Annotated in this window: 22 protein-coding genes; 2 read left to right on the top strand and 20 right to left on the bottom strand. The window is 62.3% G+C overall.

All coding sequences use genetic code 11. The annotated features are described in order from the left end of the window. Positions 1 to 84: 84 nt before the first annotated feature. From BWR18_RS08535 to BWR18_RS08475, 13 genes are all read right to left on the bottom strand, one after another. Complete coding sequence (locus BWR18_RS08535) at positions 85 to 834, bottom strand: ABC transporter ATP-binding protein (RefSeq protein ID WP_076627581.1); 750 nt, start codon at positions 832 to 834, stop codon at positions 85 to 87. Beyond that, positions 831 to 1,604 (bottom strand): MlaE family ABC transporter permease, encoded by a 774-nt coding sequence (locus tag BWR18_RS08530; RefSeq protein ID WP_076627580.1) that lies wholly within the window; start codon positions 1,602 to 1,604, stop codon positions 831 to 833. The genes BWR18_RS08535 and BWR18_RS08530 overlap by 4 nt, the downstream gene beginning before the upstream one ends. Beyond that, positions 1,601 to 2,635 carry an alanine racemase gene (alr, locus tag BWR18_RS08525; RefSeq protein WP_076627579.1) on the bottom strand — a complete coding sequence of 345 codons (1,035 nt, stop codon included), beginning with the start codon at positions 2,633 to 2,635 and terminating at the stop codon, positions 1,601 to 1,603. The genes BWR18_RS08530 and alr overlap by 4 nt, the downstream gene beginning before the upstream one ends. A 55-nt stretch (positions 2,636 to 2,690) precedes the next feature. Beyond that, the gene (locus BWR18_RS08520) at positions 2,691 to 3,485 is read right to left on the bottom strand and encodes a DUF1194 domain-containing protein (RefSeq protein WP_076627578.1); all 795 of its coding nucleotides are present in this window, start codon (positions 3,483 to 3,485) and stop codon (positions 2,691 to 2,693) included. Positions 3,486 to 3,626: 141 nt separating this feature from the next. Continuing rightward, positions 3,627 to 5,120, bottom strand: coding sequence for a replicative DNA helicase (locus BWR18_RS08515; protein ID WP_076627577.1), 1,494 nt, complete (start codon positions 5,118 to 5,120; stop codon positions 3,627 to 3,629). Between the two features lie 270 nt (positions 5,121 to 5,390). Beyond that, on the bottom strand, positions 5,391 to 6,065 hold the full coding sequence (locus tag BWR18_RS08510) for an orotate phosphoribosyltransferase (RefSeq protein ID WP_076627576.1): 675 nt from the start codon (positions 6,063 to 6,065) through the stop codon (positions 5,391 to 5,393). A 78-nt stretch (positions 6,066 to 6,143) separates the two neighbouring features. Then, the gene (gene pyrC, locus BWR18_RS08505; RefSeq protein ID WP_157598679.1) at positions 6,144 to 7,178 is read right to left on the bottom strand and encodes a dihydroorotase; all 1,035 of its coding nucleotides are present in this window, start codon (positions 7,176 to 7,178) and stop codon (positions 6,144 to 6,146) included. 30 nt (positions 7,179 to 7,208) lie between these two features. After that, the gene (locus tag BWR18_RS08500; protein ID WP_076627574.1) at positions 7,209 to 8,162 is read right to left on the bottom strand and encodes a phosphoadenosine phosphosulfate reductase; all 954 of its coding nucleotides are present in this window, start codon (positions 8,160 to 8,162) and stop codon (positions 7,209 to 7,211) included. Between the two features lie 86 nt (positions 8,163 to 8,248). Beyond that, entirely contained in the window at positions 8,249 to 9,295 is a 1,047-nt protein-coding gene (locus BWR18_RS08495; protein WP_076627573.1) for a glycosyltransferase family 2 protein, read from the bottom strand. Further along, complete coding sequence (locus tag BWR18_RS08490; RefSeq protein ID WP_076627572.1) at positions 9,292 to 9,993, bottom strand: FkbM family methyltransferase; 702 nt, start codon at positions 9,991 to 9,993, stop codon at positions 9,292 to 9,294. Before BWR18_RS08490 ends, BWR18_RS08495 begins: the two co-directional genes overlap by 4 nt. A 1-nt stretch (position 9,994) precedes the next feature. After that, a complete protein-coding gene (locus BWR18_RS08485) occupies positions 9,995 to 12,361 on the bottom strand; it encodes a glycosyltransferase family 2 protein (protein ID WP_076627571.1) in 2,367 nt (788 codons plus the stop codon). Next, positions 12,361 to 12,987, bottom strand: a complete 627-nt coding sequence (locus BWR18_RS08480; RefSeq protein WP_076627570.1) for a sulfotransferase — start codon at positions 12,985 to 12,987, stop codon at positions 12,361 to 12,363. Before BWR18_RS08480 ends, BWR18_RS08485 begins: the two co-directional genes overlap by 1 nt. Next, positions 12,984 to 14,012 (bottom strand): glycosyltransferase family 2 protein, encoded by a 1,029-nt coding sequence (locus BWR18_RS08475; RefSeq protein ID WP_076627569.1) that lies wholly within the window; start codon positions 14,010 to 14,012, stop codon positions 12,984 to 12,986. Before BWR18_RS08475 ends, BWR18_RS08480 begins: the two co-directional genes overlap by 4 nt. A gap of 198 nt (positions 14,013 to 14,210) precedes the next feature. Between BWR18_RS08475 and BWR18_RS08470 the strand changes: the two genes are divergently transcribed. Both BWR18_RS08470 and BWR18_RS08465 read left to right on the top strand, forming a co-directional pair. Continuing rightward, positions 14,211 to 15,119, top strand: a complete 909-nt coding sequence (locus tag BWR18_RS08470) for an AAA family ATPase (RefSeq protein ID WP_076627568.1) — start codon at positions 14,211 to 14,213, stop codon at positions 15,117 to 15,119. A 57-nt stretch (positions 15,120 to 15,176) separates the two neighbouring features. After that, complete coding sequence (locus BWR18_RS08465) at positions 15,177 to 16,424, top strand: vWA domain-containing protein (protein WP_076627567.1); 1,248 nt, start codon at positions 15,177 to 15,179, stop codon at positions 16,422 to 16,424. 193 nt (positions 16,425 to 16,617) lie between these two features. On the opposite strand, the gene purL is transcribed toward BWR18_RS08465, so the two are convergent. The 7 genes from purL to BWR18_RS08430 all read right to left on the bottom strand — a co-directional run bounded on the left by purL (position 16,618) and on the right by BWR18_RS08430 (position 24,752). After that, complete coding sequence (gene purL / locus BWR18_RS08460) at positions 16,618 to 18,777, bottom strand: phosphoribosylformylglycinamidine synthase subunit PurL (protein WP_076627566.1); 2,160 nt, start codon at positions 18,775 to 18,777, stop codon at positions 16,618 to 16,620. 295 nt (positions 18,778 to 19,072) lie between these two features. Then, positions 19,073 to 19,465 carry a hypothetical protein gene (locus BWR18_RS08455; RefSeq protein ID WP_076627565.1) on the bottom strand — a complete coding sequence of 131 codons (393 nt, stop codon included), beginning with the start codon at positions 19,463 to 19,465 and terminating at the stop codon, positions 19,073 to 19,075. A 213-nt stretch (positions 19,466 to 19,678) separates the two neighbouring features. Then, positions 19,679 to 20,092: a hypothetical protein gene (locus BWR18_RS08450; protein WP_076627564.1), complete on the bottom strand. Its 414-nt coding sequence runs from the start codon at positions 20,090 to 20,092 to the stop codon at positions 19,679 to 19,681. Positions 20,093 to 20,343: 251 nt separating this feature from the next. Further along, positions 20,344 to 20,736 carry a hypothetical protein gene (locus tag BWR18_RS08445; protein ID WP_076627563.1) on the bottom strand — a complete coding sequence of 131 codons (393 nt, stop codon included), beginning with the start codon at positions 20,734 to 20,736 and terminating at the stop codon, positions 20,344 to 20,346. Between the two features lie 68 nt (positions 20,737 to 20,804). Beyond that, positions 20,805 to 21,197 carry a hypothetical protein gene (locus BWR18_RS08440; RefSeq protein WP_076627562.1) on the bottom strand — a complete coding sequence of 131 codons (393 nt, stop codon included), beginning with the start codon at positions 21,195 to 21,197 and terminating at the stop codon, positions 20,805 to 20,807. A 95-nt stretch (positions 21,198 to 21,292) separates the two neighbouring features. Continuing rightward, positions 21,293 to 23,596 (bottom strand): mechanosensitive ion channel family protein, encoded by a 2,304-nt coding sequence (locus tag BWR18_RS08435; protein WP_076627561.1) that lies wholly within the window; start codon positions 23,594 to 23,596, stop codon positions 21,293 to 21,295. Between the two features lie 238 nt (positions 23,597 to 23,834). After that, a complete protein-coding gene (locus tag BWR18_RS08430) occupies positions 23,835 to 24,752 on the bottom strand; it encodes a LysR family transcriptional regulator (RefSeq protein ID WP_076630203.1) in 918 nt (305 codons plus the stop codon). Positions 24,753 to 24,873 lie beyond the last annotated feature (121 nt).

The following is a 24,873-nucleotide window of genomic DNA, read 5'->3' as shown; positions in this document are numbered from 1 at the left end:
ATGCGCGGACTGGACATGTATTGTTTCCAAATGCGCAGCAATACAGTCCCAGATAGCATATAGTGCGCAGTTAGAAACGCGCGCCTAGCGGACGGTTTCAATCGGTCCCTCGGCCCGCCCGTTGATGAACTGATCAACGTAAGGATCATGGGCGGCGTCGATGTCGGCCACCGGACCCGTCCACCGGATCTTGCCCCCGTGCAGCATTGCCACGTTGTCCGCAATGGTGCGCACGGACGTCATGTCATGAGTGATCGTCATCGTGGTCGCGCCCATCTCGGTCACGATCTCTCGGATCAGGTCGTTGATCACACCCGCCATGATCGGATCGAGGCCTGTGGTCGGCTCATCGAAAAAGATGATCTCGGGATCGGCGGCAATCGCGCGCGCGAGGCCCACGCGCTTCTGCATCCCGCCCGACAGCTCTGCGGGCAAGCGGTCCGCCACGTCCGGGGTCAGTCCCACGCGGCGCAGTTTTTCAATGGCGATCTCACGCGCCTCGTCCCTGGGCCGTTTCAGGCTGCCGCGCATCAGGCGAAAGGCGACGTTCTGCCAGACAGGCAGTGAGTCAAACAGGGCCGCCGCCTGAAACAGCATACCGAAGCGCGCCAGGAACGCGTCACGGTCGCCCGTCTTCGTCACGTCCTGCCCATCCACGGTAATCGTACCACGCTCCGGCGTGACAAGGCCCAGCACGGTCTTGATGCAGATCGACTTGCCCGTGCCCGAGCCCCCGATGATCACGGTCGAGGTGCCGCGCGGCACATGCAGGTCGACGCCGCGGAGGACGTGGTTGTCGCCAAAGGATTTGTGGACGTCCGACAGCGTTATCATATTGAAAAGAACACCCCCGTCAGCACGAAGTTGGCCGCAAGGATCAGGACTGCCGCCGCCTCGACCGACCCTTTGGTGGCGCGGCCCACGCCCTGCGCCCCACGGCCGGAGTTCATGCCGAAATAACAGCCCATCAGGGCCGCCAGACAGCCAAAGACCGCACCCTTGACCAGCGAAGACACGACATCGCGTATCTCAAGGAAGTCCACCGTGTTCTGGATGTAGGCAGCGGCGTTGAAACCCAATGTGCCGGTCGCCACGGCATAGCCGCCAAAGATGCCAATGATGTCCCCCACACCCACCAGCAGCGGCACGGCCAACGTGGCGGCCAGCACGCGCGGCACGGCCAGGTACTTCATCGGATGGGTCGACAGGGTAACAAGCGCATCAATCTGCTCGGTCACCTTCATCGTCGCAATCTCTGCCGCGATGGAGGAGGTGACGCGCGCGGCAATCATCAGACCGACCAACACCGGCCCCAACTCGCGCACCATGCCGATGGCGACGATCTGCGGCACCACGGCCTCGGCGTTGAAACGCGCACCACCGGCGTAAATCTGAAGCGCCAGCGCACCGCCGGTGAAGATTGCGGTCAGGCCCACAACAGGCAACGACAACCAGCCGATATTGAGCAGCGCCAGCGCAAATTCGCGCAGGTAAAACGGCGGGCGCACCAGATGCGTGACCGTGGCGCCGAAAAACATCGCCACACGCCCAATGGCGGCAAGAAAGCCAAGCGTGATCGCCCCGATCCCGGCCAGCAGCCTCATTGGACGTGCGTCCGGTGATAGCGCTGGCCCAGCGAGGTGAGGATTTCGTAGCCGATGGTGCCTGCCGCCTCTGCGACCGTGTCCACGGATTGATGGCGGCCCAGCAATTGCAACTCGGTCGGGTCGCCGCCCAAATCCGTGACATCGGCGGTGATCAGGTCCATGGACACGCGGCCCACGACGGGGCAGGGCACGTCGCCTGCATAGAGCGTCGCATTCGGTCCCATCGCGCGGATCAGCCCGTCGGCATAGCCGCCCGACACCGTGGCGACGCGCGTATCGCGGGGGGCAATCCATGTGTTGCCATAGCCGACAGTCTCGCCCTGCATCACGTCCCGGACCTGAATGACAGGCAGGTCCAGCGTGACCACTGGCGCCGCATCCACAAAGGGCAGACCGCCATAAAGCCCGATACCGGGGCGGGTCATGTCGAAGTGATATTCCGGGCCCAGGATCGTGCCTCCGGTTGCGGCCAGAGACCGGGGCACGTCCATCCCATCGGTCATGGCGCGAAACTCCGCCAATTGATGAGCATTCATCGGGTGGCTCGGCTCGTCCGCGCAGGCCAGGTGCGACATGATCATCGCAGGACCCTGCGCCAAGGCGATGTCGCGCACGGCGGACCATTCACCAGGCTCCATGCCCAGCCGGTTCATGCCGCTGTCGAGTTGTATGCCGAAGGGGGCACCGGGCAGCGCTTCCACATGGCGCAGCATCTGGTCGACCGAGTTCAACAGCGGGGTCAACGCGGCCTTGTCGATGGCCGTGGTGTCACCGGTCATGTGTCCGGAAAACACATAGATGGCAGGCCCTTGGCCGATAGCGTCGCGCAGCGTGTTGCCTTCGGCCGCCGTGGCGACAAAGAAACTGCGCACGCCCGCACGCAACAGCGCCCGGCCCACGACCGGCGCGCCCAGGCCGTATCCATCGGCCTTGACCACGGCGCCGGTCTCGCACGTGCTCATGGCATCAAGCGCCTGCCAGTTGCGCACAAGCGCGCCAAGGTCGATAGAGAGGGTCGCGGACGTCATGAGCGCCTGTTTGGCAGGACCGCGCGGATTGGTGAAGGGGGAAAACGCGCAGCCTTCAGGGCAGGGCAAAGATATCGCGGTTCCGCTCCCAGATCTCCTCGCCGATCAGGCAATTATAGGGCGCGGTTGAGCGGACCTGTGCCTGCCACAGCCGTGCCGGTTGACCGGCGATCTCAAGCACCAGCTTGCGCCGCACCGCATCTTCAAACTCCGACCAGTCGGTGACTGGAACGACAAAGGCACCTGCGCCGCCGATGACGCAGGCGGTGTAATAGGCATCCAGATCAGCGATGTTCCATCGCGCCATGATCCCGTTGTCCTGCGTCATCAGGGGAAGGCCGTTTATGGTGATGCCGCGCGCCAGCACTGCATCACGGGCGCGGGTGACGGGGATGCCCACATTGTTCGGCCCGTCGCCGGACACGTCAATCACCCGGCGCAACCCGTCGAATGCGTTGGTCTCGATACTCTCTGCCGCGTAGGTCAATGCGCTCGAGATTGACGTGCGGCGCATGGCCTGATCGAAATGGGCGGTGATCCGCGCCGCAACCTCGGCCGAGTCCTCAGCTGTCGCCAGAAGCGTCCACGGTACAATCTCGCGCTGATGATACGCACCGGCCCATTCGACGTAAGTGACAGCGATGCGTCCCAGAAATCCGTCTGCGATGGCATCCTGCACTTCGGGCGACTTCAACGCAGCCGCATAGCCGCGCCGTTGGATTTCCAGCTCATAGGGCTGCATGGAGCGGCTGACATCCACGGCCAGAAACAGCTCGACGTCAACTTCGATACGGTCTTCGGCGTGAACCGCAGTCGCGAGCCATGCCAGCAAGAGCAAGAAAAGGCGCATGGTTCAACCGTGCCTTGCACAGACGACTCTGTCCAATCAAAAGCCGTTTCGACACTTATTCTGGCTGAAAATACCTCAGGGGCGCCGAAGTCGGGGGCAGAGCCCCCTCAAAAAATGGCGTCGCGGCACGCGTCCTTTGGATCAGAACCCTGTCTCGCCGCCACCGCCCTGCTGCCAAGGCTGGATAAGGTTGCCAAAGCGTGTGAACCGCCCTTCAAAGCTCAGGTCGACCGTACCAATGGGGCCGTGACGCTGCTTGCCGATGATCACCTCGGCGCGGCCATGCAGGCGCTCCATCTCTTCCTGCCACTTCGCCATGGCCTCCAGATCATGATCGCCGGGTTTCTCGCGTTCCTTGTAATATTCCTCGCGGAACACGAACATGACGACGTCCGCATCCTGCTCGATCGAGCCCGATTCCCGCAGGTCCGACAACTGGGGTCGCTTGTCTTCGCGGCTTTCCACCTGGCGCGACAGCTGCGACAGGGCGACGACGGGGATGTTCAATTCCTTAGCGATGGCCTTCAGGCCCATGGAAATCTCGGCAATCTCCTGCACCCGGTTGTCGGCGCCGCCGCGCACCAGTTGCAGATAATCCACGATCAGCACATCCAGCCCATGCGTCCGCTTCAGCCGCCGGGCGCGCGCCGCAAGCTGAGCAATCGGGATTGCGGGCGTGTCGTCGATGAAGAGCGGGCACGCCTCAAGCTGCTTGGCCGCGTCGACAAAGCGGCGGAACTCGGCCTCGGTCATGTCGCCGCGCCGGATGTTTTCTGACGGCACCTCGGCTGCTTCGGACAGGATCCGGGCGGCCAACTGCTCGGCGCTCATCTCCAGCGAATAAAAACCGACCACGCCCCCTTCGATGGCCCCTTCGGCGCCGTCGGGCTTGAGGCCCTTCTTGTAGGCCTTGGCGATGTTGAAGGCGATGTTGGTGGCGAGCGATGTTTTCCCCATCGACGGACGCCCCGCAAGGATCAGCAGGTCGGACGGATGCAGGCCGCCCAGCTTCTTGTCCATGTCAATCAGCCCGGTGGAAATACCGGCAAGGCCGCCTTCCCGCTGGTAGGCGGCATTGGCGACGTTCACCGCATCGGTGACCGCCTTGAGAAAACTCTGAAATCCACCCTCGGACGAGCCCTGCTCGGCCAGCTTGTAAAGCGCCTGTTCCGCCTCGACGATCTGTTCCTTGGGTTCGGAGGCTACATCGACCTTGGCCGCCTTGGCGCTGATGTCCCGGCCCAACTGGATCAGGTCGCGCCGCACGGCGAGGTCATAGATCATCTGGGCATAGTCGCGCACGGCAAAGGCGCTGATGGCGGCCCCGGCAAGGCGGGCGAGGTAAGCAGGTCCGCCCAGTTCCTTCAGCCCCTCGTCATCCTCCATGAACGCCTTGAGCGTCACGGGTGAGGCCAGGTTGTTCTTGGCGATGCGCGCGGCGGAAATCTCGAAGATGCGGGCATGGACCGGGTCGTAGAAATGGGTCGGATTGATGATCGCTGCGACGCGGTCGTAGATGTCGTTGTTGGTCAGGATCGCGCCCAGCAACTGCTGCTCTGCCTCGATCGAGTGGGGCATGGTCTCGGCGTCCTGAACCGCCACCCCGGTCGGATTGATTGCTGCAATCTCGTTCATCGCCCCACTCTCTGCTCGTTGTCTTTTTATGTCCCGTGACGGCCCTCTTGCCACAAGCGCAACCACAATGAAAACCGGGAGCAAGTCTGTGGAAAACCCGGTGGACGCTGCCAAAAAGTGGTTTACACATTGGCGTATTTGGTGGCCGTGTTGGTAAACGCTACCACATCTGCGAGGGACAAGGCAAAAGAATCACGGTTGTGCACAGCCATCCACAGACGTTATTGCCGCAGAAAATGACGTTACGGCACCGTATCGGGCGACATTCGCCTACGTACGGGCGGCCTGCCACCCGCGTGGGTCACCCAGGAACGCCTCCACGCCGCCCAAGGTTGTCGGGTCGAACGCGCCACTGGCCCTGGCCTCTGCCAGAACGTCCCACCACGTGCACAGATGGTGCAAGCGCACGCCATGGTCGCCCAGCGTCTTTTCGGTCTCTGGAAAGATGTCGTAGTAGAAGATCACCGCTGTGTCTGTGCAGGTCGCGCCCGTGTCGCGGATCGCGTCCACAAAGCTCAGCTTCGATCCCCCATCGGTGGTCAGATCCTCGACCAGCAGAACCCGCTGGCCTTCGGTCATCACGCCCTCGATGCGGGCGTTCTTCCCGTAGCCCTTGGGCTTTTTGCGCACATAGGTCATGGGCAGGGCCATGCGTTCGGCCACCAGCGCGCCAAAGGGCATGCCAGCCGTCTCTCCGCCCGCGATGTTGTCAAACGCCTCGAACCCCGCGTTGCGCATCACGGTCACCGTCAGGAAATCCATGAGCGTGCTGCGGATGCGCGGAAAGGAAATCAGCTTGCGGCAGTCGATATAGGTGGGCGAGGGCAGGCCAGAGGACAGTGTGAACGGCTCGGCCGCATTGAAATGCACCGCCTCGATTTCCAGCAGCATGCGGGCGGTCAGGCGCGCCATTTCTTCGGCTGTGGGGAAGCTGGTTGGGATCATGGTGCATGCCTTTCGGAGTGTTGCGCCGGTTGCGACTGCGGAAGCCTCCGGCGGCCGTATTTGGCAAAGAGAAGAAGATCAGGACACCGACCATGTCAGATCGAAGCCAGGATCGAACACGGTGACGGGGCCATCATCGGTGTCGATGTGACCGGGCAGGTCGGGTGCTGTCTTGGTCAGCGTGAGTGTCTGGGTGTTCACCGGCAGGCCATAGAATGCGGGGCCGTGTTTGGATGTAAAGCCTTCGAGCCGGTCAAGCGCGCCCTCGTCCTCAAACACCTGCGCCAGGATCGGCAGCGTGTTGGGCGCCGTGAAGCAGCCCGCGCAGCCGCAGGGCAAAAACTTGTTGGCATCCGTGTGCGGCGCGCTGTCGGTGCCCAGGAAAAAGCGCGCTTCACCGGATGTTGCGGCAGCGCGCAGGGCAAGCCGATGCTCTTCGCGTTTTGCGACGGGCAGGCAGTAATAATGCGGCTTGATCCCGCCGGCCAGGATGTGGTTGCGGTTGATGACCATGTGGTGCGTCGTGATCGTGGCGCCCAAGGTATCGTCCTGCGCGCGCGCGTAGTCTACCGCGTCGGACGTCGTGATGTGTTCCATCACCACGCGCAGGCCCGGCGTCGCCCGACGGATCGGATCGAGAATGCGGTCGATGAACACCGCCTCGCGGTCGAAGATGTCGATGTCGTGGTCCGTGACCTCGCCATGCACGCATAGGGGCAGGCCGATCTCGGCCATCCGCTCCAGCACCGGTCGGACGGCGTCGAAATTCGTGACGCCCGAGGCGGAGTTGGTTGTGGCACCGGCAGGATAGAGCTTGACCGCCTTGACCAGGCCGCTGGTATGGGCCGCGGCGACGTCATCGGCATCCGTATCCTCGGTCAGATACAGCGTCATCAGCGGCTCGAACGTCATGCCGTCAGGCAAGGCGGCGAGGATGCGGTCGCGATAGGCCGCCGCCTGCGCACCGGTCACCACGGGGGGGACCAGGTTGGGCATGATGATCGCGCGGGCAAAATCGCGCGCGGTCCAAGGCAGCACGGCGCGCATCATCGCGCCGTCGCGCAGGTGCAGGTGCCAGTCGTCAGGTCGGGCAATGGTCAGCGTGGTCATGATCGGGCGTTACCACGGGCACGCCGTGGGTTTCTAGCCCTCGTCGTGCACCTCTGCGCCGGTGCGCCGGGCTTCCAGTTCGGCCAGACGCCGCTGAAACCGGGGCGCCTTCTTCATGCGCGATACGACGTTGCGCGCCATCATATAGCTCAGATGGGTGCGCTCATCGCGGTCGAGTGCCGCCAGCACCCGGCGCAGGTAACCCCGATAGGTGCGCCGCGCGCGGTAGATTTTGGCGAATTGCAGCGCGTCCAGGGCACCTTCGGCGGCCATTTCCATCAGGTCGGGCAATACGTTCATCTCAACCAGATCACTCTGGATCGTGTCGCCCATATTGCGCAGCCGGTACTGCGTGACGCCTGCGCGGGTAAAGAGGGCCGCGTGCATGGCATCGAGCGTCTCTACCGGATCGTAGAGGATATAGGCCTGTGCACAGGCGTCCAGCATGTCGGGGGCATAGCCATAGCGGGACGTGAAGTCTGTGCGCCGCATTTCGACAAAGCGGTCATCCCACGCGGTGACGCGCGGGTCCAGCGTTGCCTGCGGCTGGATCATGAGGATCTGCGCGCCGGGGGCGGCCACGGAATAGGCTGCCGCAGCATAGCCGCAAGGTCCCGCACCGTAGAACAGAACGGTCTCGTATGCGTCGAAAAAGCCGTCGTCGGTCAGGTCATCGAACAGTTCCATGACCTGCCGGTCGCGGAACCAGGTGTCGCCGTCCGATGCAATGCAAAGATGCGACCAATCATTGTCACGCACCATCGACCATCCCAGTGGCTCTGCGCGCTCGGTCAGGGCACGCATGCCCTGCACCGATTCGAACGTCACGATCAGAGTGTCGGTTCGCTGGATATGTGCGGCAAAGTGCTTGCGCCCCAATGGTTTGAAAAACCCATGCGTTTCAGCGGTCTGGGCAAGCCGTGTCAGCCATTCGGCCTTGGGTAGATCGGCCATGTCCGGCTCAAACGGGGGTGCGTCGTCCTGCATCACTTTATCCTCACGTCCCGCCCTTGGTCGCGGGTTGCGCACGGGATACGCGTGGAATGCGGCAAAATTTGGGAAAATTCGAGCGGCTAGTGTTGCGATGGGCGCGCCCGGTTGGCGTAGCCGATCATGAATTGCGCGGCCTTTGGCGGCACGGGGCGCGTGGGCGGCGTCATCAGCAGCCGCCCAAAGAGCGCGCGAAAGGGCTCTTGCTGCATCAGCGCATCGAAGCGCGTTCTGCGCCAGGCGACGGCCTCATGGTGCAAACGGGCGAGCGTTTCGTCTCCCTTCAGTTGCGCAAGATGCCGGCCGCGCGCACCGCGGTAGCGCCCGATGCTGGTGTCCTCATCCGTCGAAAAGTTACGCTCGACCCAGTAATCCACGCCCAGCATGTCATCGGAATGCACGGCACGACCCCGGTCGGCCTTCAGGACATAGCTCTCCATCGCGCCCAGCGGGTAGTGGTTGAGCTGCGCAAGGCCGTAGTTCTGACGCCCGTAGCTGGAAAAGATGCGCCGCGTCTTGAATTGGTCGTCCAATGGGCGGCCGTGGCTGTCGAACCAGCGGGCTTGCGGCAGTTTCTCCTCTTGCACATCGCGCGGGCGATGCACCCCCGGTTTGCGATAGGTGCCGTCGTTCCGGTAGAGCGTCTTGAACATTGATGCGCGCCAGGGCCAGTGCAGGACCTCTGGTGCTGCCATGGTAAAGGTTTCGGTCACCGGCTGGTCCACGTACCGCACCTGCCCGTTGTTGCCGAAGAGGCGCCAGGTCAGCGTGATGGCGGTCGCGTCGGGCAGGGCGGCATGCAGGTCGGCCAGGGTGCCACCGCCCACATGGATGTTCACGAACTCATCGACATCCAGCGGCAGGATCCAGTCCGCCGCCTTGACCTGATCCATCTTGGCCGCGGCCTTCAGCGCCGTGAACTGGATGCCCCCCTTGTCATAGGGGCCATCATTGCGCATATGCGTCAGCCAGCCAAGATCGGCCAGCCGGTCCAGCATCGTGTCGGTGCCATCGTCGCAATCATTTGAAAACACGACGAACGCGTCAAAGCCGACGGCCCGGTGATGGGCGAGCCATTCCAGAAGGAACGCCGCCTCGTTCCGGACGGTCAGAAGGGCCAGACGGGTCACTTCAGCGGCCAGGCCCGGCGGAATGTCACGACTTTCCTCGTGGACAATTTCGGGTAATAGGCCAGGCCCGCGCCCATCATCGCGCCAAAGACGGCATTCACACCCTCGGGTCCGATCCACTGCGGGTGCAACTCGACCACGGCGGCGCGCAGGCTGCTCAGGTCCATGTCGGGTAGCAAGTCCGCCTCGCCCCCTTCGATGTCACAGACGAGCACATCGGGCTTGATCGCCCTGGTCTGCTGACCGACATTCACCACATCCACCGTTTCGGTGCGCTGCACGGCATCGCCATGCGCGTCGTCGGTGGAGGAGGCCAGCATGTTGCCCCTCACATGAAACTCTCTGGTGCCCTTGCGCTTTCCCAGCATCGCGTGGTGAACGGTGGCATTCTCGACCCCGTTGGCGACATGCACGCGGCGGATGTAGTCGGCCAACGCACTGTTCGCCTCGTACACATGGACATGCGCCGCGTCGCTTTTCTTCGCGACAAGGGTCGAGATGTAACCAAGCCCGCCGCCCAGTTCGAGAACGACGTCACCCGGCTGCACAACGCGCAGCACTGCGTCGCCTTCCTTGGTCTCGTAGATGCCGCGCCGCAAGCTGCCCGCGATCCGCGGCTTCAGCACCTCCATGTCGCGTGGAAACAGCAGGCCGCGCGGCGTCTTGATCATGGGCGTGTCCACCGGCGATCCGTCCATCTTAGCTCTCCATGTCGAGGGCGAGGGCGTAAGCCACCCGCTCGGTCTCGGTCAATTTGACCTTGAGGGCCTGGTCGAACAGGTCCTGAAATTCCGGATTGGCATGCAGTTCCTTCGCCTTGGCGCGGTGCCATGCGAGGCCCTTTTCGTGCCAGTTGCCCAACGTGGCATCGGCCATCAGCGTGTCGTATTCGGCGCGCAGGCGCGGCAGGTTGCGCTTGATCGTAATGTCGCGGAAGTCGGACCAGTCCATGCGGATCCAGTAATTGATCCCGATGGACCGATCTACATGCAGCGCGCGACCGCGCTGGCGCTTGATCAAAAAGCTCTCCGCCGACCGCAACGCGTAGTGGTTCAGCTGAAGCAGGTCATAGCCAATTGACTTTTTCGAACTTCTCCACCCGTTTTCGGCGGCTTCTTTGGTCATATCCTTGCCGGATCCATTCACCCAGCGCACGGCAGACTTCTTCCCGGGCTTCAGCTTGTTCGGGCGGTGGCAGCTGATCTTTTCATAGGCGCCGATGTTCTTGAACATGGTCTTAAAGCCCCAGACGGTATGCGGTTTGGGGCAGTATTTCGGGGCGCAGCGATCAAACTGGTCGATGACGAAATCGTCGCTCAACCGGATCACGTCGTTATGACCGAACAGGCGCCACGTCATGGCGATATTCGTCGCATCGGGCACCGCGGCAAACAGATCCTGCAATGTCCCGTTGCCGGTGCGCACATTCATGAACTCATCCACGTCGATATGGATGATCCAGTCGGCGTTCTTGATCACGGGTTCCTTCAGCGATTGGTTCAGCGCGTGTTGCTGGGGCGAGTTGCCCTTCCAATCCTCGTTGCTCCGATGCTGCACGATCCCCATATCTTGCAGGCGATCCAGGATTTCGGTCGTGCCGTCTTCGCACCCGTTGGTGTAGATCAGGAAATTGTCGACGCCGATGGCGCGGTGATAGGCGACCCATTCGACGATATACGGCGCCTCGTTCTTCATGCAGCCGACGATGACGTTGCCGGTTGACCCCTTTGGCAGCTTTCGGGGTTCAATGGGGGCAAAGGCAGCAGCCAACTCCTCCTCGTTGACCGCGCCCAGCCTGTTATGCGGCGCAAAGGGTGATGTGCGCAGCTTCCGGAAATTTTGCACGGCCAGCGGCGGCAACAGCGCGCGGGCCGTATCGGTCAGACCGTCCGCAGGGGACGAAGCGGACGTAGCAGCGGGTACGCTGCCGTTCAGACGCGCCAGATCGGCGGCCTTGGTCTTGCGCTCGTCCTGCGTGGCCTTGTCGATACGCCACATGAATCCCAGCAGGTATTGCGAGGCGCGAAAGCCCCGTGTCGGGTCCGCCTCCATCCAAGCCTTCTTGGCCCGCGGTGCCTTGAAGAGGGATGCGGGCAGCCCGTGCGCCTTCGCGATGGCCTTGTTCTGGTCGGCAAAGGTTTTCGAAATGGCAGACAGCGAGGCCGGATCAATTGGATCGCCCTCAACCCGGATGTCTCCGATGAAAGACCGCCACAATTGCCGGGGCAGAATGCGCTTTTCCTTGGCCAACACCTGTAAAATCAGATCGTTCAACTGTCGCCCGCGTGCAAGCCAGGCGGCGGAAGGCTCGGGCGGCACCGGCGCTTTCGCAGCCTTCCCAATCGCAGTGTCAATCTGGAACGCCGCGCGCAACTCGTCCGTCACCGTCTCAGCTGCAAATCCTTCCGCATCATAAGCTCTGAAGGTCAACGCGCCGTTCCCGAACACGGCATTCCAGTGCCGTTCAAGGGCCGCATAGTCCAGCCAACAGGGCGCCGCCTGATTTTCGATGAACACACCCGCCTGCGGATTGATCCGCGGCGCGGCAGTCAGGGCGTCGGCCCACCAGGTCCCGGTGCCTGCAAGCGCAAGTTCCTGCGCCAGCGACGTGCCGCGCCCTTCCATGATCTGCTCGGCATAGTGGCGCGCCAACAGTTTCGCCGGTTCATCAATATGGGCCACGATGCGGATGTTTTCCGACACCGGCGTCAGCAGCGCCTTCAACCGCTCAAGCTCGGACCGGGTCACAAGGCTGACACCCAGTTGCGAGGCCGACAGGATCAGGTGATCCGGCGAAAACTGCGCCACCTCCTTGGCCAGATCCGCGCCGACGGCGTCATGCAGCACCTTCTGCTTGTCGGCAGTGATGTAGCCGCGGTTGTAGCGCAGCGGGTCGATATGCGCGGCCTCCGTCACCGCCATGTACAGCCGCGTGTGGTTCTTGTTGCCCAAGGCGCGCGAATACAGCACACCTTTGTCGATCAACTGATCACGCTTGGCCGCCAGCACATTTTGCAGACGATCGGCGCCCACCTGTTCCAGACCGATATGCAGGTGGATGTGCATCACGCAACCTCGTTCAACTTGTTCACATTGGTACGACCCCACCAGTGGATCGGCATCTCCAGGAACCCTCCGATCAGGTCGCGCGCCGCAGGGTCGGCCACGTCATATTCCAGGAAATCGTCATCACCGCGAAAGATGGCGCGTAGATGGGCATAATGCGCCTCGATCCACTGCATCCGCTCGACGCTGGTCTCGCCGAACCCTTCGGGCAGGCCGGGGATGTTGCCTGCAGGCAGGCGCGCGGTACCCAGATCGGACCACGCCAGCATGCTTTGCGACATGTTGAAAGGGTCGCGGTTCGAGGCAAGGAATTTGACGCCGGGATTGTGTTTGCGGAGCGCCATGATCAGGCCAAAATCCATCTGCGGCCACAGCGACCGTCCCTCGCGCAGCACGCTCATCTCGGAAATGGCGTCGAAGCCGTCGAAATAGAAACCTGGATCGCCCGTCTGAAAATATCCGCGATAGAGCAGATCGGCGACAAAGGCGTCATGCAGCTGCGCATTTTCGGTCTGGCGGGGCCTGATCCGATGGTCCGCCACATGCAGCCCCGCCCGCCGCAGCGCCCGCGCCAGCGTCGTGGTGCCCGTCTTGGGCAGGCCAAGGTTCACCACCTTCAACGTCATATCACAGACCCCACCAGCCCCAGCTCGATCAACATCGCTTCTTCCTGCGGCGGCAGGGTCGAGGCCGCGCGCAACTGCGCCTGCATCGCTTGGTATTCGGGCTGTGTCATCAATTCATCCCGCTTGGCGATGTGCAGGCGAACGCAGTGGTCATGCAGCGCCTTGATCTCCTTGTCTTTCTTCAGCTCCGCCAGCGCCTTTTTCAGGTCCGGCAGATAGCGCTGAATGCTCTTGTCCTCCCACGCCGGATCGTTCCGCTCGCGCCAATAGGTGTCGTCAAAGGCCCGGTTCTCCCGGTTCACGTCGCCCCGATCATTCTTGACCAGATAGCTGTCGAGCGACCGCAGCGCATAGTGATTGAGCGTCGCCATCTCCCGTGCCCCCTGCGCCGGAAAGCGCCTGATACGTCGCGGGTTTGCCGCCACCAAAAACCTGTGCGGCACCTTGCGCCCGGACCCATCGGTCCAGTCCGGCCGCGCCTTGCCTTTCTGAAAGGGCCGGTGCGCGCCGTAATACTGCAGCGGGAAATCATTCCGCACCAACGACTTCACCTCAATCGCCGCCTCCCCACACCACAGATCGGGATTGTGCGACCGGTTAAACTGTTCGATCACCGGCTTATCGACAAACTCATCGACCCCATCATTGGCAAAGAATTGAAAACTCACCGAAATCGCCTGCGGATCGCCGCAGGCCTCGATCAAGGCCGGGATGGTGTGATCGCCCACATGGATGTTCAGAAACTCATCCACATCCGCAACCCAGACCCAGTCGGCCCCGGTCACGATGTCCTGACGGCGCGCATCCTTCAGCGCCTCCATCTGGTAATTGCGCCCCTCGGCGGGGTTGGGCAGATGCTGGCAAAAGCCACGCGCGGCCAGCGCATCCAGCAACGCATCGGTCCCGTCTGTGCAATCATTGGAATAAAACAGATGGTCGGTCACACCAATCAAACGGTTGAAGGCGATCCACTCCAACAGGAACGGCCCCTCGTTCTTCACGCAAGTCACCGCCGTTACGCGCATGTCACGCCCGCCTTGTCTGATGGGTCCATCGCCCGCCGCCCCTGTGCCCGTGGGTCCACGTGGCTTATGCCGCAAACCTCTTTTTCATTGCGTTAACACCATGCCATTTCAAGCGAATCGCGTCAACGCGCACGACTTTAGCAGCCCTTGACGACAGACCCAGAGGATGCAGGTTGGAGCGAAGGGAAGGACCACGCCATGCACACACCCACCTCCATCGACGCCGTCCAATCCATGCTGGCGGAGCAGGGCTATGTCTGCGACCGCAGCCTCGGCACGGTCGTCTTCCTGAGCCTGTCGCTGGGCCGACCGCTATTCCTCGAAGGCGAAGCAGGCGTCGGCAAGACCGAGATCGCCAAGGCCCTTGCCGCCTCGCTGAACCGCCGCCTGATCCGGCTGCAATGCTACGAGGGGCTCGATGCGTCCTCGGCCGTCTATGAGTGGAACTTCCCCGCCCAAATGGTGGCCATCCGCACGGCCGAAGCGGCAGGTGGCGCCGACCGCAAAGCCCTGCAAGCGGAGCTCTTCTCCGACGACTACCTGATCGAACGCCCGCTGCTCGACGCCATGCGCCCAGACGAACACGGCGCTCCCGTCCTGCTGATCGACGAATTGGACCGGACGGACGAACCGTTCGAAGCCTTCCTGCTCGAAGCCCTCAGCGACTTCCAAGTCACAATCCCGGAACTCGGAACGATCAAAGCGCCGGAGCCGCCCATCGTCATCCTCACCTCCAACCGCACGCGCGAGGTACATGACGCGCTCAAGCGCCGCTGCCTCTACCACTGGGTCGACTATCCCAACTTCGACCGCGAAATGGAAATCCTCCAGGCCCGCGCCCCCGAAGCCGCCGCCGAACTCAGCCGCGAGGTGGTGGCCTTCGTCCAACGCCTGCGGACCGAAGACCTGTTCAAAAAGCCAGGCGTCGCCGAAACCATCGACTGGGCCAAATGCCTGCTGGCCCTCGACGTCATCACGCTCAGCCCAGAGGTTATTGCCGACACGCTCGGCGCAATCCTCAAATACCAGGACGACATACAGAAACTTCAAGGGTCCGAAGCCAAACGCCTTCTGGACGAGGCCAAAGCCTCGCTCGAACCGGCCTGATGTTTCTTCTGACCAAAAATACCACGGGGGTCCGGGGGCTGGCCCCCGGTCCAACACATGCCTGAATACGCCCCGCTCGAACTTCCCGAAAACCCCAAACTCGCGGGGAACATCACCCATTTCGCCCGCGCCCTCCGCCGCGCGGGCCTGCCCATCGGCACGGGCCGGGTCATGGATGCGATCACGGCAGTGACCAAGGCGGGCTTCACCGAAAAGCGCGACTTCTACTGGACCCTTCACGCCTGTTTCGTCTCGAAACCCGAACACCGTGCGGTCTTTGCACAGATCTTCCGGCTTTACTGGCGCGACCCGCGCTACCTCGAACATATGATGGCCGCCATGCTTCCGGCGGTGCGCGGCGTACAGGAAGACCGCAGCGCGCAAGCCGCTGAAAAGCGCGCGGCAGAGGCGCTGCTCGACGGTGCAGGCGACGACATCGACCTGCCGGAGATGGAAGAGGGCGGGACCGAGATCGAAATCGACGCCTCCCTGACGATGAGCGCCGAGGAACAGCTCAAGACACTCGATTTCGAGCAGATGAGCACGGATGAAATGGCGCAGGCCAAGGCCATGCTTTCCCGTATGGCCTTGCCCGTCGACCCGATGCCGACCCGCCGCACGCGCGCCGCAGGCATGGGCCGCGTCGATCCCGCCCGCACCCTGCGGGCCGCCATGCGGCAGGGTGGGGACATGCGCGACCTGAAATGGAAAACGCCCCGGGCCCGCTACCCCAACCTTGTCGCTCTCTGCGACATCTCCGGCTCCATGAGCCAATACTCCCGCGTCGTACTGCACTTCCTCCATGCGGTGGCGAATGCAAAGGGGGCGGGCTGGGCACGTGTCCACGCCTTCACCTTTGGCACCCGCCTCACCAACATCACGCGCCATCTCGACCACCGCGACGTCGACGCGGCCCTGAAAGCGGCGGGCGCCGAGGCGCAGGATTGGGAGGGTGGCACACGCATCGGGTCCTGCCTGGAAGCCTTCAACAAGCAATGGTCCCGCCGCGTCTTGGGGCAGGGCGCCGTGGTCCTGCTCATCACAGACGGCCTCGACCGCGACGACCCCGATGCGCTGGCCAGGCAGATGGAACGCTTGCACCTCTCCGCCAGCCGCGTGATCTGGATCAACCCCTTGTTACGTTGGGAAGATTTCGCCCCCCGCGCCCGAGGCATCGCGGCAATGCTGCCGCATGTCGACAGTTTCCGCGCCGGTCATTCCATCGCCTCCATCGAAGAGCTGGCCCAGGTGATTTCCCGTCGCGACGACGTCGGCGACCGGGACCGGCTGTTGGGGATGTTGTAAAAACGCGCGCCTTACGGCGGCATGCCCCGCGCCCATGTCGACGGTGGCGGAAGGCGATTTTTCCATAGAAAAATCTGTGGCGCCACAGTCCCGAAAAACCGGGTGCTGGACTTCAGGTGTTTTGCTGGCAAAAACGTTCCGTCCCCCCAGGTCGTATGCATGCAGACGGCCTGGGGGGCTCCGAAACCAAGGTTCAGGCAAAAGTGTCGGCGAAAGCGGAGCGGTAGATGTCGCGCAGTTCGGCAAGCGGAGCGGAGGAGTTGCCCATCCAGACTGTGTCCCCCATGAACTTACCAACCGACACAATGGGCACGCCAGCGCGACCCGCCGCGATCATCAGTGCCTCGGCCTTGTCGAACGAACAGGCCACCAGATAGCGGGCCTGATCCTCGCCAAAGAAGCTGCCCATTTCGCTCGCATCAATCCATACGCCAACGTCTGCCGCTTCGGCCAGTTCAAAGGCTGCAAGCGCCAGACCACCATCGCTGAGATCGGTGCAGGCATTGATCAAGTGCCTGTTATCACGAATGAATTCCCCGTTCCGCTTCTCAGCGTCCAAGTCGACATGCGGCGCGTCCCCGTCGGTACGCCCAAACACTTCCGAAAGGATCGCCGACTGTCCAAGATGCCCGCCGCACTGGCCGATCAAAAGGGCCACATGGCCGTCGCGCACCTCGCCGCCAATAATGTTGTCCGGGTGGTCGATCAGGCCCACAGCGCCGATGGTCGGTGTTGGCAGGATGCCCGCACCGTCGGTCTCGTTATAGAGCGACACGTTGCCCGACACGATGGGCATATCGAGCGCGGAACAGGCCTGTCCGATACCATCAAGCGCGCCGACGAATTGGCCCATGATTTCAGGCTTTTCAGGGTTGCCGAAGTTCAGATTGTCCGTCGTTGCCAAAGGTTTGGCGCCCACGGCGGTGAGATTTCGATAGGCTTCCGCCACCGCCTGCTTGCCCCCCTCGACCGGGTTGGCCTTTACGTAGCGCGGCGTGACGTCCGAGGTGAAAGCCAGCGACTTGTCCGTGCCGTGCACCCGCATAATCCCGGCGCCGAGGCCCGGTGTGCGCGCGCTGTCGGCCATGACCATGGTGTCGTATTGCTCATGCACCCATTGTTTTGCGGCGTAGTTCGGGCTGGCGAGCAGTGCCTTGAGCCCGTCGATGGGGTCGATGGCAGGGATGTCCCCGAGGGGACCGGCCTCGGGCGTGGGCACCCAGGGGCGGTCGTATTCGGGGGCTTCGGAGGCGAGTTTTGACAGGGGCAGGTCGGCTTTGATCTGGCCGTCATGTTCAATCAGGAAGCGGTCTTCGGGAAGCGTCTCGCCCACGATGGCGAAGTCGAGGTCCCATTTGTCGAAGACTGCCTTTGCCTCGGCCTCAAGCTCCGGCTTGAGAACCATAAGCATGCGTTCCTGAGACTCGCTGAGCATCATTTCGTAGGCGGTCATGTTCTCTTCGCGCACGGGCACGTCGTTGAGGTTCAGCTTGACGCCGAGCCCCCCCTTGTCACCCATCTCGACCGCGGAACATGTCAGGCCAGCCGCGCCCATGTCCTGGATCGAGATGACGGCGCCGGTCTGCATCAGCTCAAGCGTGGCTTCCATCAGGCGCTTTTCGGTGAAGGGATCGCCGACCTGAACGGTGGGGCGTTTTTCTTCGATCGTGTCGTCGAACTCGGCCGAGGCCATGGTCGCGCCGCCGACCCCGTCGCGGCCGGTTTTGGCGCCCAGGTAGACGACGGGCATGCCGACGCCGGAGGCGGCGGAGTAGAAGATTTTGTCGGCGTCGGCGAGACCTGCGGCAAAGGCGTTGACGAGACAGTTGCCGTTATAGGCCGGATCAAAGCGGACCTCGCCGCCTGCGCAGGGCACGCCGAAGGCATTGCCGTAGCCGCCGATGCCTTCGACCACGCCGTGGACCAGCTGGCGGGTCTTGGGGTGGTCGGGTTCGCCGAAGGACAGGGCGTTCATGGAGGCGATTGGGCGGGCGCCCATGGTGAAGACGTCGCGCAGGATGCCACCCACACCTGTCGCGGCACCCTGGTAGGGTTCGATATAGCTGGGGTGGTTGTGGCTTTCCATTTTGAAGACGACCGCCTGGCCATCGCCGATGTCCACAACGCCTGCATTCTCACCGGGGCCGCAGATCACCTGGGGGCCGGTTGTGGGCAGTTTCTTGAGGTGGATTTTGGAGGATTTGTACGAGCAGTGTTCGTTCCACATGGCAGAAAAAATGCCGAGTTCCGTGAACGTGGGCTCGCGTCCGATGATCTCGAGGATGCGGTCGTATTCGTCGGGTTTGAGCCCGTGACTGGCGATCAGATCTTCGGTGATTTTCGGCTCTTGCATGTGTCGTCCCCCGGCTTTGGCACGCTCTTTAGAGCAGGGACGGGCGGGGGGAAAGGGTTTGTCCCCGCGGGGACAAGGCGTGCGGGCTGTTTGCGCCGTTTTAACCGCCATGTGATCGTCCTTTGGACACAATGGCTTGGCGATGCGGGCGGTGCGTTTCGCAAAACTTAACCAAATCTGCGGAGACTGACCCACGATCCGGTGCGGTCGCGCCTCATTGGCGGGTTTATCATTCCGGTCGAGGCGGATCCAGCGCGCGTGTTCGCGCATGATCAGTGCGCAGCGCCGGACACGATCAGGTCAAAAGCAGGATGGTCAGTGCGCCATCTTGATCGGAGGCCGGGTTTTGCGCCTTGATCCGCAACCGCAAACTATCTGCATCCAGCACAAGATCATTGCCCCGCCGCGTCATCAGGTCGGTTTTTGTCGTGATGATCACGTCGCGTCCCCTGAGACGAAAGATCGAGCCCGAACGCGGCAAAAGAAAGAGACGCGCGCGCTCTCCACTCAGACGCAACCCGTTTGTCACACCAACGAAATCGCCATCTGCGGAGTAGACGCGGATACCACTCTTGCCGTCGAGGGTCTGGATGTCGTCCGCCGTGAGTGCGGCGTTGCTGACGGTGGCGGCAAAGCTGGCAACAGCGACGGCGGCAAGAGTTTTCAGTGTCGTTTTGAAACGGGGCATGATCCATCCTTTCGGTCTGTGTTGCGCATGAAGTGGGCACGCGCACCGGATGCTCAAAGCCCGCGTCGCGCGCACGTGATAATTGCGTCAGCAAGAGCGTGGAAGCGTTGCTGGATGGCACCGTCTTCGCCTGCGTTGACACGAAAAAAGCCGCTCTGCGCGGGGCAGAGCGGCTTGATCAATGCGCAATCAACCTGATTGCGAGATCTTTGCTTACTTGAAGTCGATCTCAAGCGCGCCAGCGGAGTTCTGACCCCCTTGGCCGATAGCAGCAAACAGCTCGTCATTGGTCGGCTCGACGGCCACACCACCGTTGGCCACAGTCACGTGCTCGGGGTCGATCATCAGCAGCATGGTGTCGCCATCGTAGCGCAGTCCCGCCTCGACGTCGATCTGGACCACGGCGCGGTCTTGGTCATTGATCGAAAATTCTTCGATCTGACCCAGCAGAACGCCGTCGGATGTCACCACGTTGCCACCTTCGATGGCAGAAATCGTGCTCACACGATCCTCTTGGCCGGCCAGCGTGTTGGTCGGGTCAAATGAGATGGTGGCGTTTTCTGCCAGCAATGGTGCGGCGGACAGGGCCAGTGCGGTCGAAGCGATCAGTGCGATCTTGCGTGTCATTGTCAGTCTCCTTTTCTAATGTCTGACTTCGTGAACACAACCAAACGATGGCGTAGATCGTTCCAAAAAACTTGCCAAAAAAAGCCATAAAAACAGAGGAACCTAAGGCGTACTTCGGCGTTTGGGGGAGTCGGGCCGGACGTTCGGGCATGGCGCTTCGTGGCGAGGCAAGGCTGCGGTGGTGCGGACGCAAAAAAGCCTCCGGCGCGGTACGCTCCGGAGGCTGACTATTTCGCTGGCCGCTTGGGCAATCAGATGCGAGGAAGGGTCACCGTGACCTGATCGTCATCTTCTTTCTGCACGAAGGCTTTGGTCCGGACGCGCTGTGCGTCTGCGTTCAGGATGATCTGGGTGCCGCGCAGGGACAGTTCGGAGGTGTTGGTGCGGATGATGATGTCCTTGCCGCGCTGGCGGAGGACGTCGCCGCTGCCCGGTGTGAGGAACAAAGCGGCGCGGTCGCCGCTGATGGACGCCCCTTCGATCAGGCCGACGAGTGCGCCGTCCGAGGAAAAGACCCCCGTGCCACGCAGTTTTTCGACCTGTGCCGCTTCGCTGGCGGTGAGGTCGGCCTGGGCTGTTGCGGCGGCAAGGCTGAGGGTAAGGGCGACGAGGCTGCGTTTGGCGACTGTTGCGAGAGATGTCATGTCTGGGGTCCTTTTGATTGCGTTCTGCACTGATAACGCATGGGCCGTCCGGTTTATTCGGTTCGGGTTCATGGGCCGATCAAGAGGATGGTGATGGGCGAGCTGTCGTCGGTGAAGGATTTGTTGGCCTTGATCCGCACCCGCTGTGCGTCGGCGTCCATTATCAGATCGCTGCCTTGACGGGTGAGTTGCCCCTGGGTGGTTGTGACCACGATATCCTTGCCGCCGGTGCGTCGGAAGATGTTGCCGCCGCGGGTCAGCACGAAGAGTTTCGCGCGGTCACCCGAGAAGTTGAGCCCGTCGATGGTCCCCAGAACGGCGCCATCCGACGCGAGCACGCGTCCCTTGGACCCGTTTGACAGGGCAGTGATGTCGGCGGCGGACAGATCGGCCTGTGCGGTGCCGGGCAAGGTCATGGCGGCGGCGATCATCAGGGCAGCGCTGCGTTTTGTGAGGTGCATGGTCGTCTCCCTTTGGTGATGACGGGAAAGGTGGCGCGCTTTTGTGCGAAGGCAAAGCGGGTCACATCATTGTGTCGGCTATGCTTGCCCCTGCGTCAGTCGCCCGGCTTGCCAGCGCCCGGTGCCGCCTCGACCATCTCTTGCGCGGCTTCGGTTGCGGCTGCTGCGATGGCGGCCTTGTCCGCCTCGTCAAGCTTGTCGTGGTCGTCAAGGCCGGGGATCGCCACGCGCACCTCGCGCCGGGCGAAGTCGATGCCGTTTTCCTCGAACTGTTTGTTCACGCGCGTCAGCAGTTCCTTGCGGATGGTGAATTGCGTGCCGGGCTTGGCCATGAACTTGCCCCGCATCACGATGCCCACGTCATCGAATTCCAGAACGCCCTGGGATTTGAACGGTTGCAGGAAGTCATCCTGGAACAGCGGATCCTCCATCATCTCGGCGCCGATGGTCTTGAAGATCTTCTTGACCTTGTTGGGGTCGGTGCCGAAGGGGACGGTGAAGCGTAGTTTCATAATGACCCAGTCGCGGGAATAGTTCGTGATCTTGGGGATCTCTCCGTAGGGGAGCGTGTGGACGGGGCCACGGTGGTGGCGCAGCTGCATGGACCGGATCGAGATCTTCTCGACTGTGCCCATGGTGCTATCGACCGCGACATACTCGCCGGTGCGGAAGGCGTCGTCGATCAGGAAGAAGATGCCCGACACCACGTCCGTGACGAGTTTCTGGGCGCCGAAGCCGATGGCGAGGCCGACGATACCGGCACCGGCCAGAAGCGGTGTGGTGTCGACCCCTGCGTTGCTGAGCCCGAGCAGGAGGAACAGCACGATGATGGCGGCCTGGCTGACACCGAGGATCAGGGGCAGGACTGTCGAGAGCCGCGACCCGCCCGCGCCGCCGCCATCGCCGCCGCCCATCTCTTCGGCGTTGGGGTCGTAGCCCGACGCTGTCATTTCCGCCGCGAGCTTGCGGTTGATGATGAGCGACACGACCTCGTACACCAGATAGCCGATGGCGATGATCAGCAGGAACTCCATCAGGTTGGCGGCGAAGCGTTCGCCGACGCCTGCGTTGGCCAGTGTCGTGGGTGACATGTCCCAGAAAGACGCCACGGCCATAAGGACGATGCCAAAAACCAGCACCCGCCCGATCCGCACATAGGAGCGGCGGGTGGAGACGTAGGCCCGTTCCGCCACCGGCCCTTCGCCCGTCATCGGGGGGGCGAGGTGCCGCACGAGGCCGCGAATGGCTGTGTCCATCGCCGGGGCGAAGGTGAGGAGTGCGAGGGTTTTGTATTGCGGGATGCCCTCCAGCAGGGCGAAGTTTTCGTAGCTGACGACGATGTTCACGATCCACCAGGTCGCGAGTGCGACGCCGATGCCGAAATAGGGGTAGGCGCGTGCGATCCAGTCCTCTGCCGGACTGAGGTCGTTGTAGCCGCCGCGCATCATGTCGATGCTTTCGGACCAGTAGCGCCAGAAGAGGAGTGCGACATAGAGGTGCACGGCGAAATTGACCCAGGCGCCGATGCGGGTTTCGCCCACGGGCACGCCGTTGGCGACGTTGAACGGCACGATGACCTGGCCGATGCCGATGACCATGCCCAGCCAGAACATGTGGAAGACCATGGCCCGTGCCGTGGTGTCGGTGGCTGACACGATCCGGTAGTCCGGCGCGTTGGGCGCCATGAAGAAGCGGGCCACGGCGGCGGACATGCGCGGCAGCCCGATCAGCCAGGGCCCGACCAGCATGAAGAACGGGTGGTAGTAGGCGGGCACGGCCAGCCGCGTGATCTGGGCTGCGGCGAACATAAAGACGGCGACCGACACGATTTCGCTGGTCAGGCGTTTTGCCAGGGGCACGATGGCTTCGCGCATGCTTTGGGAATCCGCGCGGCGCGGCGGCAGGACCAGCCATCCGCGGATGAGGCGGCGAAAGGCAAACTCAATGGCGAAGGCGCCCAGAAGCACCATCAAGAAGTAACCCGCGATGGCGAGCAAGCCGTTGGTGCCGACAAAATTGCCAAAGGTGGAGAAGGCGCGGGCCTGTTCAGTGACAAGCAGCGGCAGCCGTTGCAGAGCGATGGTGATCTGCGCGAATGCGCCGCTGGTCAGGTGGTAGATGAAATCCTCGATCTCGTCCGTGTCGTCGTCCGGGTTGGTGGCCTGGGCATTCAGCTGATCCAGCAGGAGCGCGCGTACCTCGCTGTCGCTGAGCCGGGAGATGAGCGCGTTTGCCGTGTCCTCCGTCAGTGGGTCGGGTAGATCAGGGACGGCAGTTTCGCGGTCTGTGGATGTTGTGCTGACAAGGGATTGCGCCTGTAAGGGGTTCGTGAGCAGGCTGATCGCTATCAGGACGGCAAACAGGCCACGCCAGACGGCGTATGTGATATGCTTTGGCATAAATGTCCCCAGGCGCACTTTTGTTTTAGGACACAGTGCGCGAGCGCGTCGATTGTTGCAAGGAAACGCTTGGGGGCGGCAGACACAAAAAAAGGCCGAGCGCGAAGCTCGGCCCAGTCCAACAGGGAGGTATGAAGATGGCGCATCTGCGCCGTGTCTCTTCAATAGGCGAGTTAGGGATGCGTTTGCCACCGATCAAGGCATTTTATGTACGGGCCTTGGCATGGCTGGTATGCGGTTATTGCATGCCTTGGGGATTTTCCTTTTGCCGCAGCATCTTACGGTAGGCGATGATCTCTTCCTGCACGAAGTCGCGGAAGGCGGCGATCCGCTTTGATTGGCGTAATTCTTCCGGGTATGCGAGGAAAACGGGCACGTCGGCCGATTCAATCTCAGGTAGCACTCGGATGAGTCGCGGATCATCCAGCGACACGTAGTCGGGCAGGATGCCCAGGCCGAGGTCTTGCAGCACGCCCTGCAGCACGCCGAAGTAGTTGTTGACCGTCAGAAGCGACCGGACCTCGTATGTCAAAAGATGTTGGACGAGGCTGCTGCCTGCGCCCACCTGGGCCGAATTCACGTTTTGGCAGATGAGCCTGTGTTCGATCAGATCCTCGAGGGTTTCGGGTGTATCGTTGGCGTCCAGGTAGGCCTGGGTTGCGAACAGCTGCATCTTGACGGTCATCAGCCGCTTGCGGATCAAGTCGGCCTGGCTGGGCTCCTTCATGCGGATGGCCACGTCGGCCTCGCGCATGGGCAGGTCGAGCACGCGTTCCTCAAGCATGAGGTCCACGCGCAGGTCGGGGTATTGTTCGTAGAGTTTCACCAGCCGCGGCGCCAGCCAGAGCGTGCCGAAGCCGATGGTGGTGGTGACGCGCAGGTCGCCGAACACCTCTTCCTCGCTGTCGCGGATGCGGGCGCTGGCGGTGTCGAGCCGCTTGTTCATGGCCGTCGTGGCGTCGAACAGCAATTCGCCTTGTTCGGTCAGGATCAGGCCGCGCGCATGGCGGTGGAACAGGGTGGCATTCAGCGATTCCTCGAGCCCGCGAATCTGGCGCGACACTGCCGATTGGCTGAGGTTCAGCTTGTCACCGGCATGAGTCAGGCTGCCCGCGTCCGCGACCGCGTGAAATATTCGTAACTTGTCCCAGTCCATCCGCACCACTTCCGTAACGTTACCGCCAACATAAGCGAAATCTTCGTATTTCACATGGCCCTGCCAACCGGAACCTTGGAATAACAAAAATTTTTCTGTGCAGGTCAGCATATGTGACCTA

Source organism: Tateyamaria omphalii (assembly GCF_001969365.1).
Taxonomy (GTDB): domain Bacteria; phylum Pseudomonadota; class Alphaproteobacteria; order Rhodobacterales; family Rhodobacteraceae; genus Tateyamaria; species Tateyamaria omphalii_A.
Note: the sequence above shows the minus strand (reverse complement) of the source record. Positions and strands in the feature narration are given on the sequence as shown.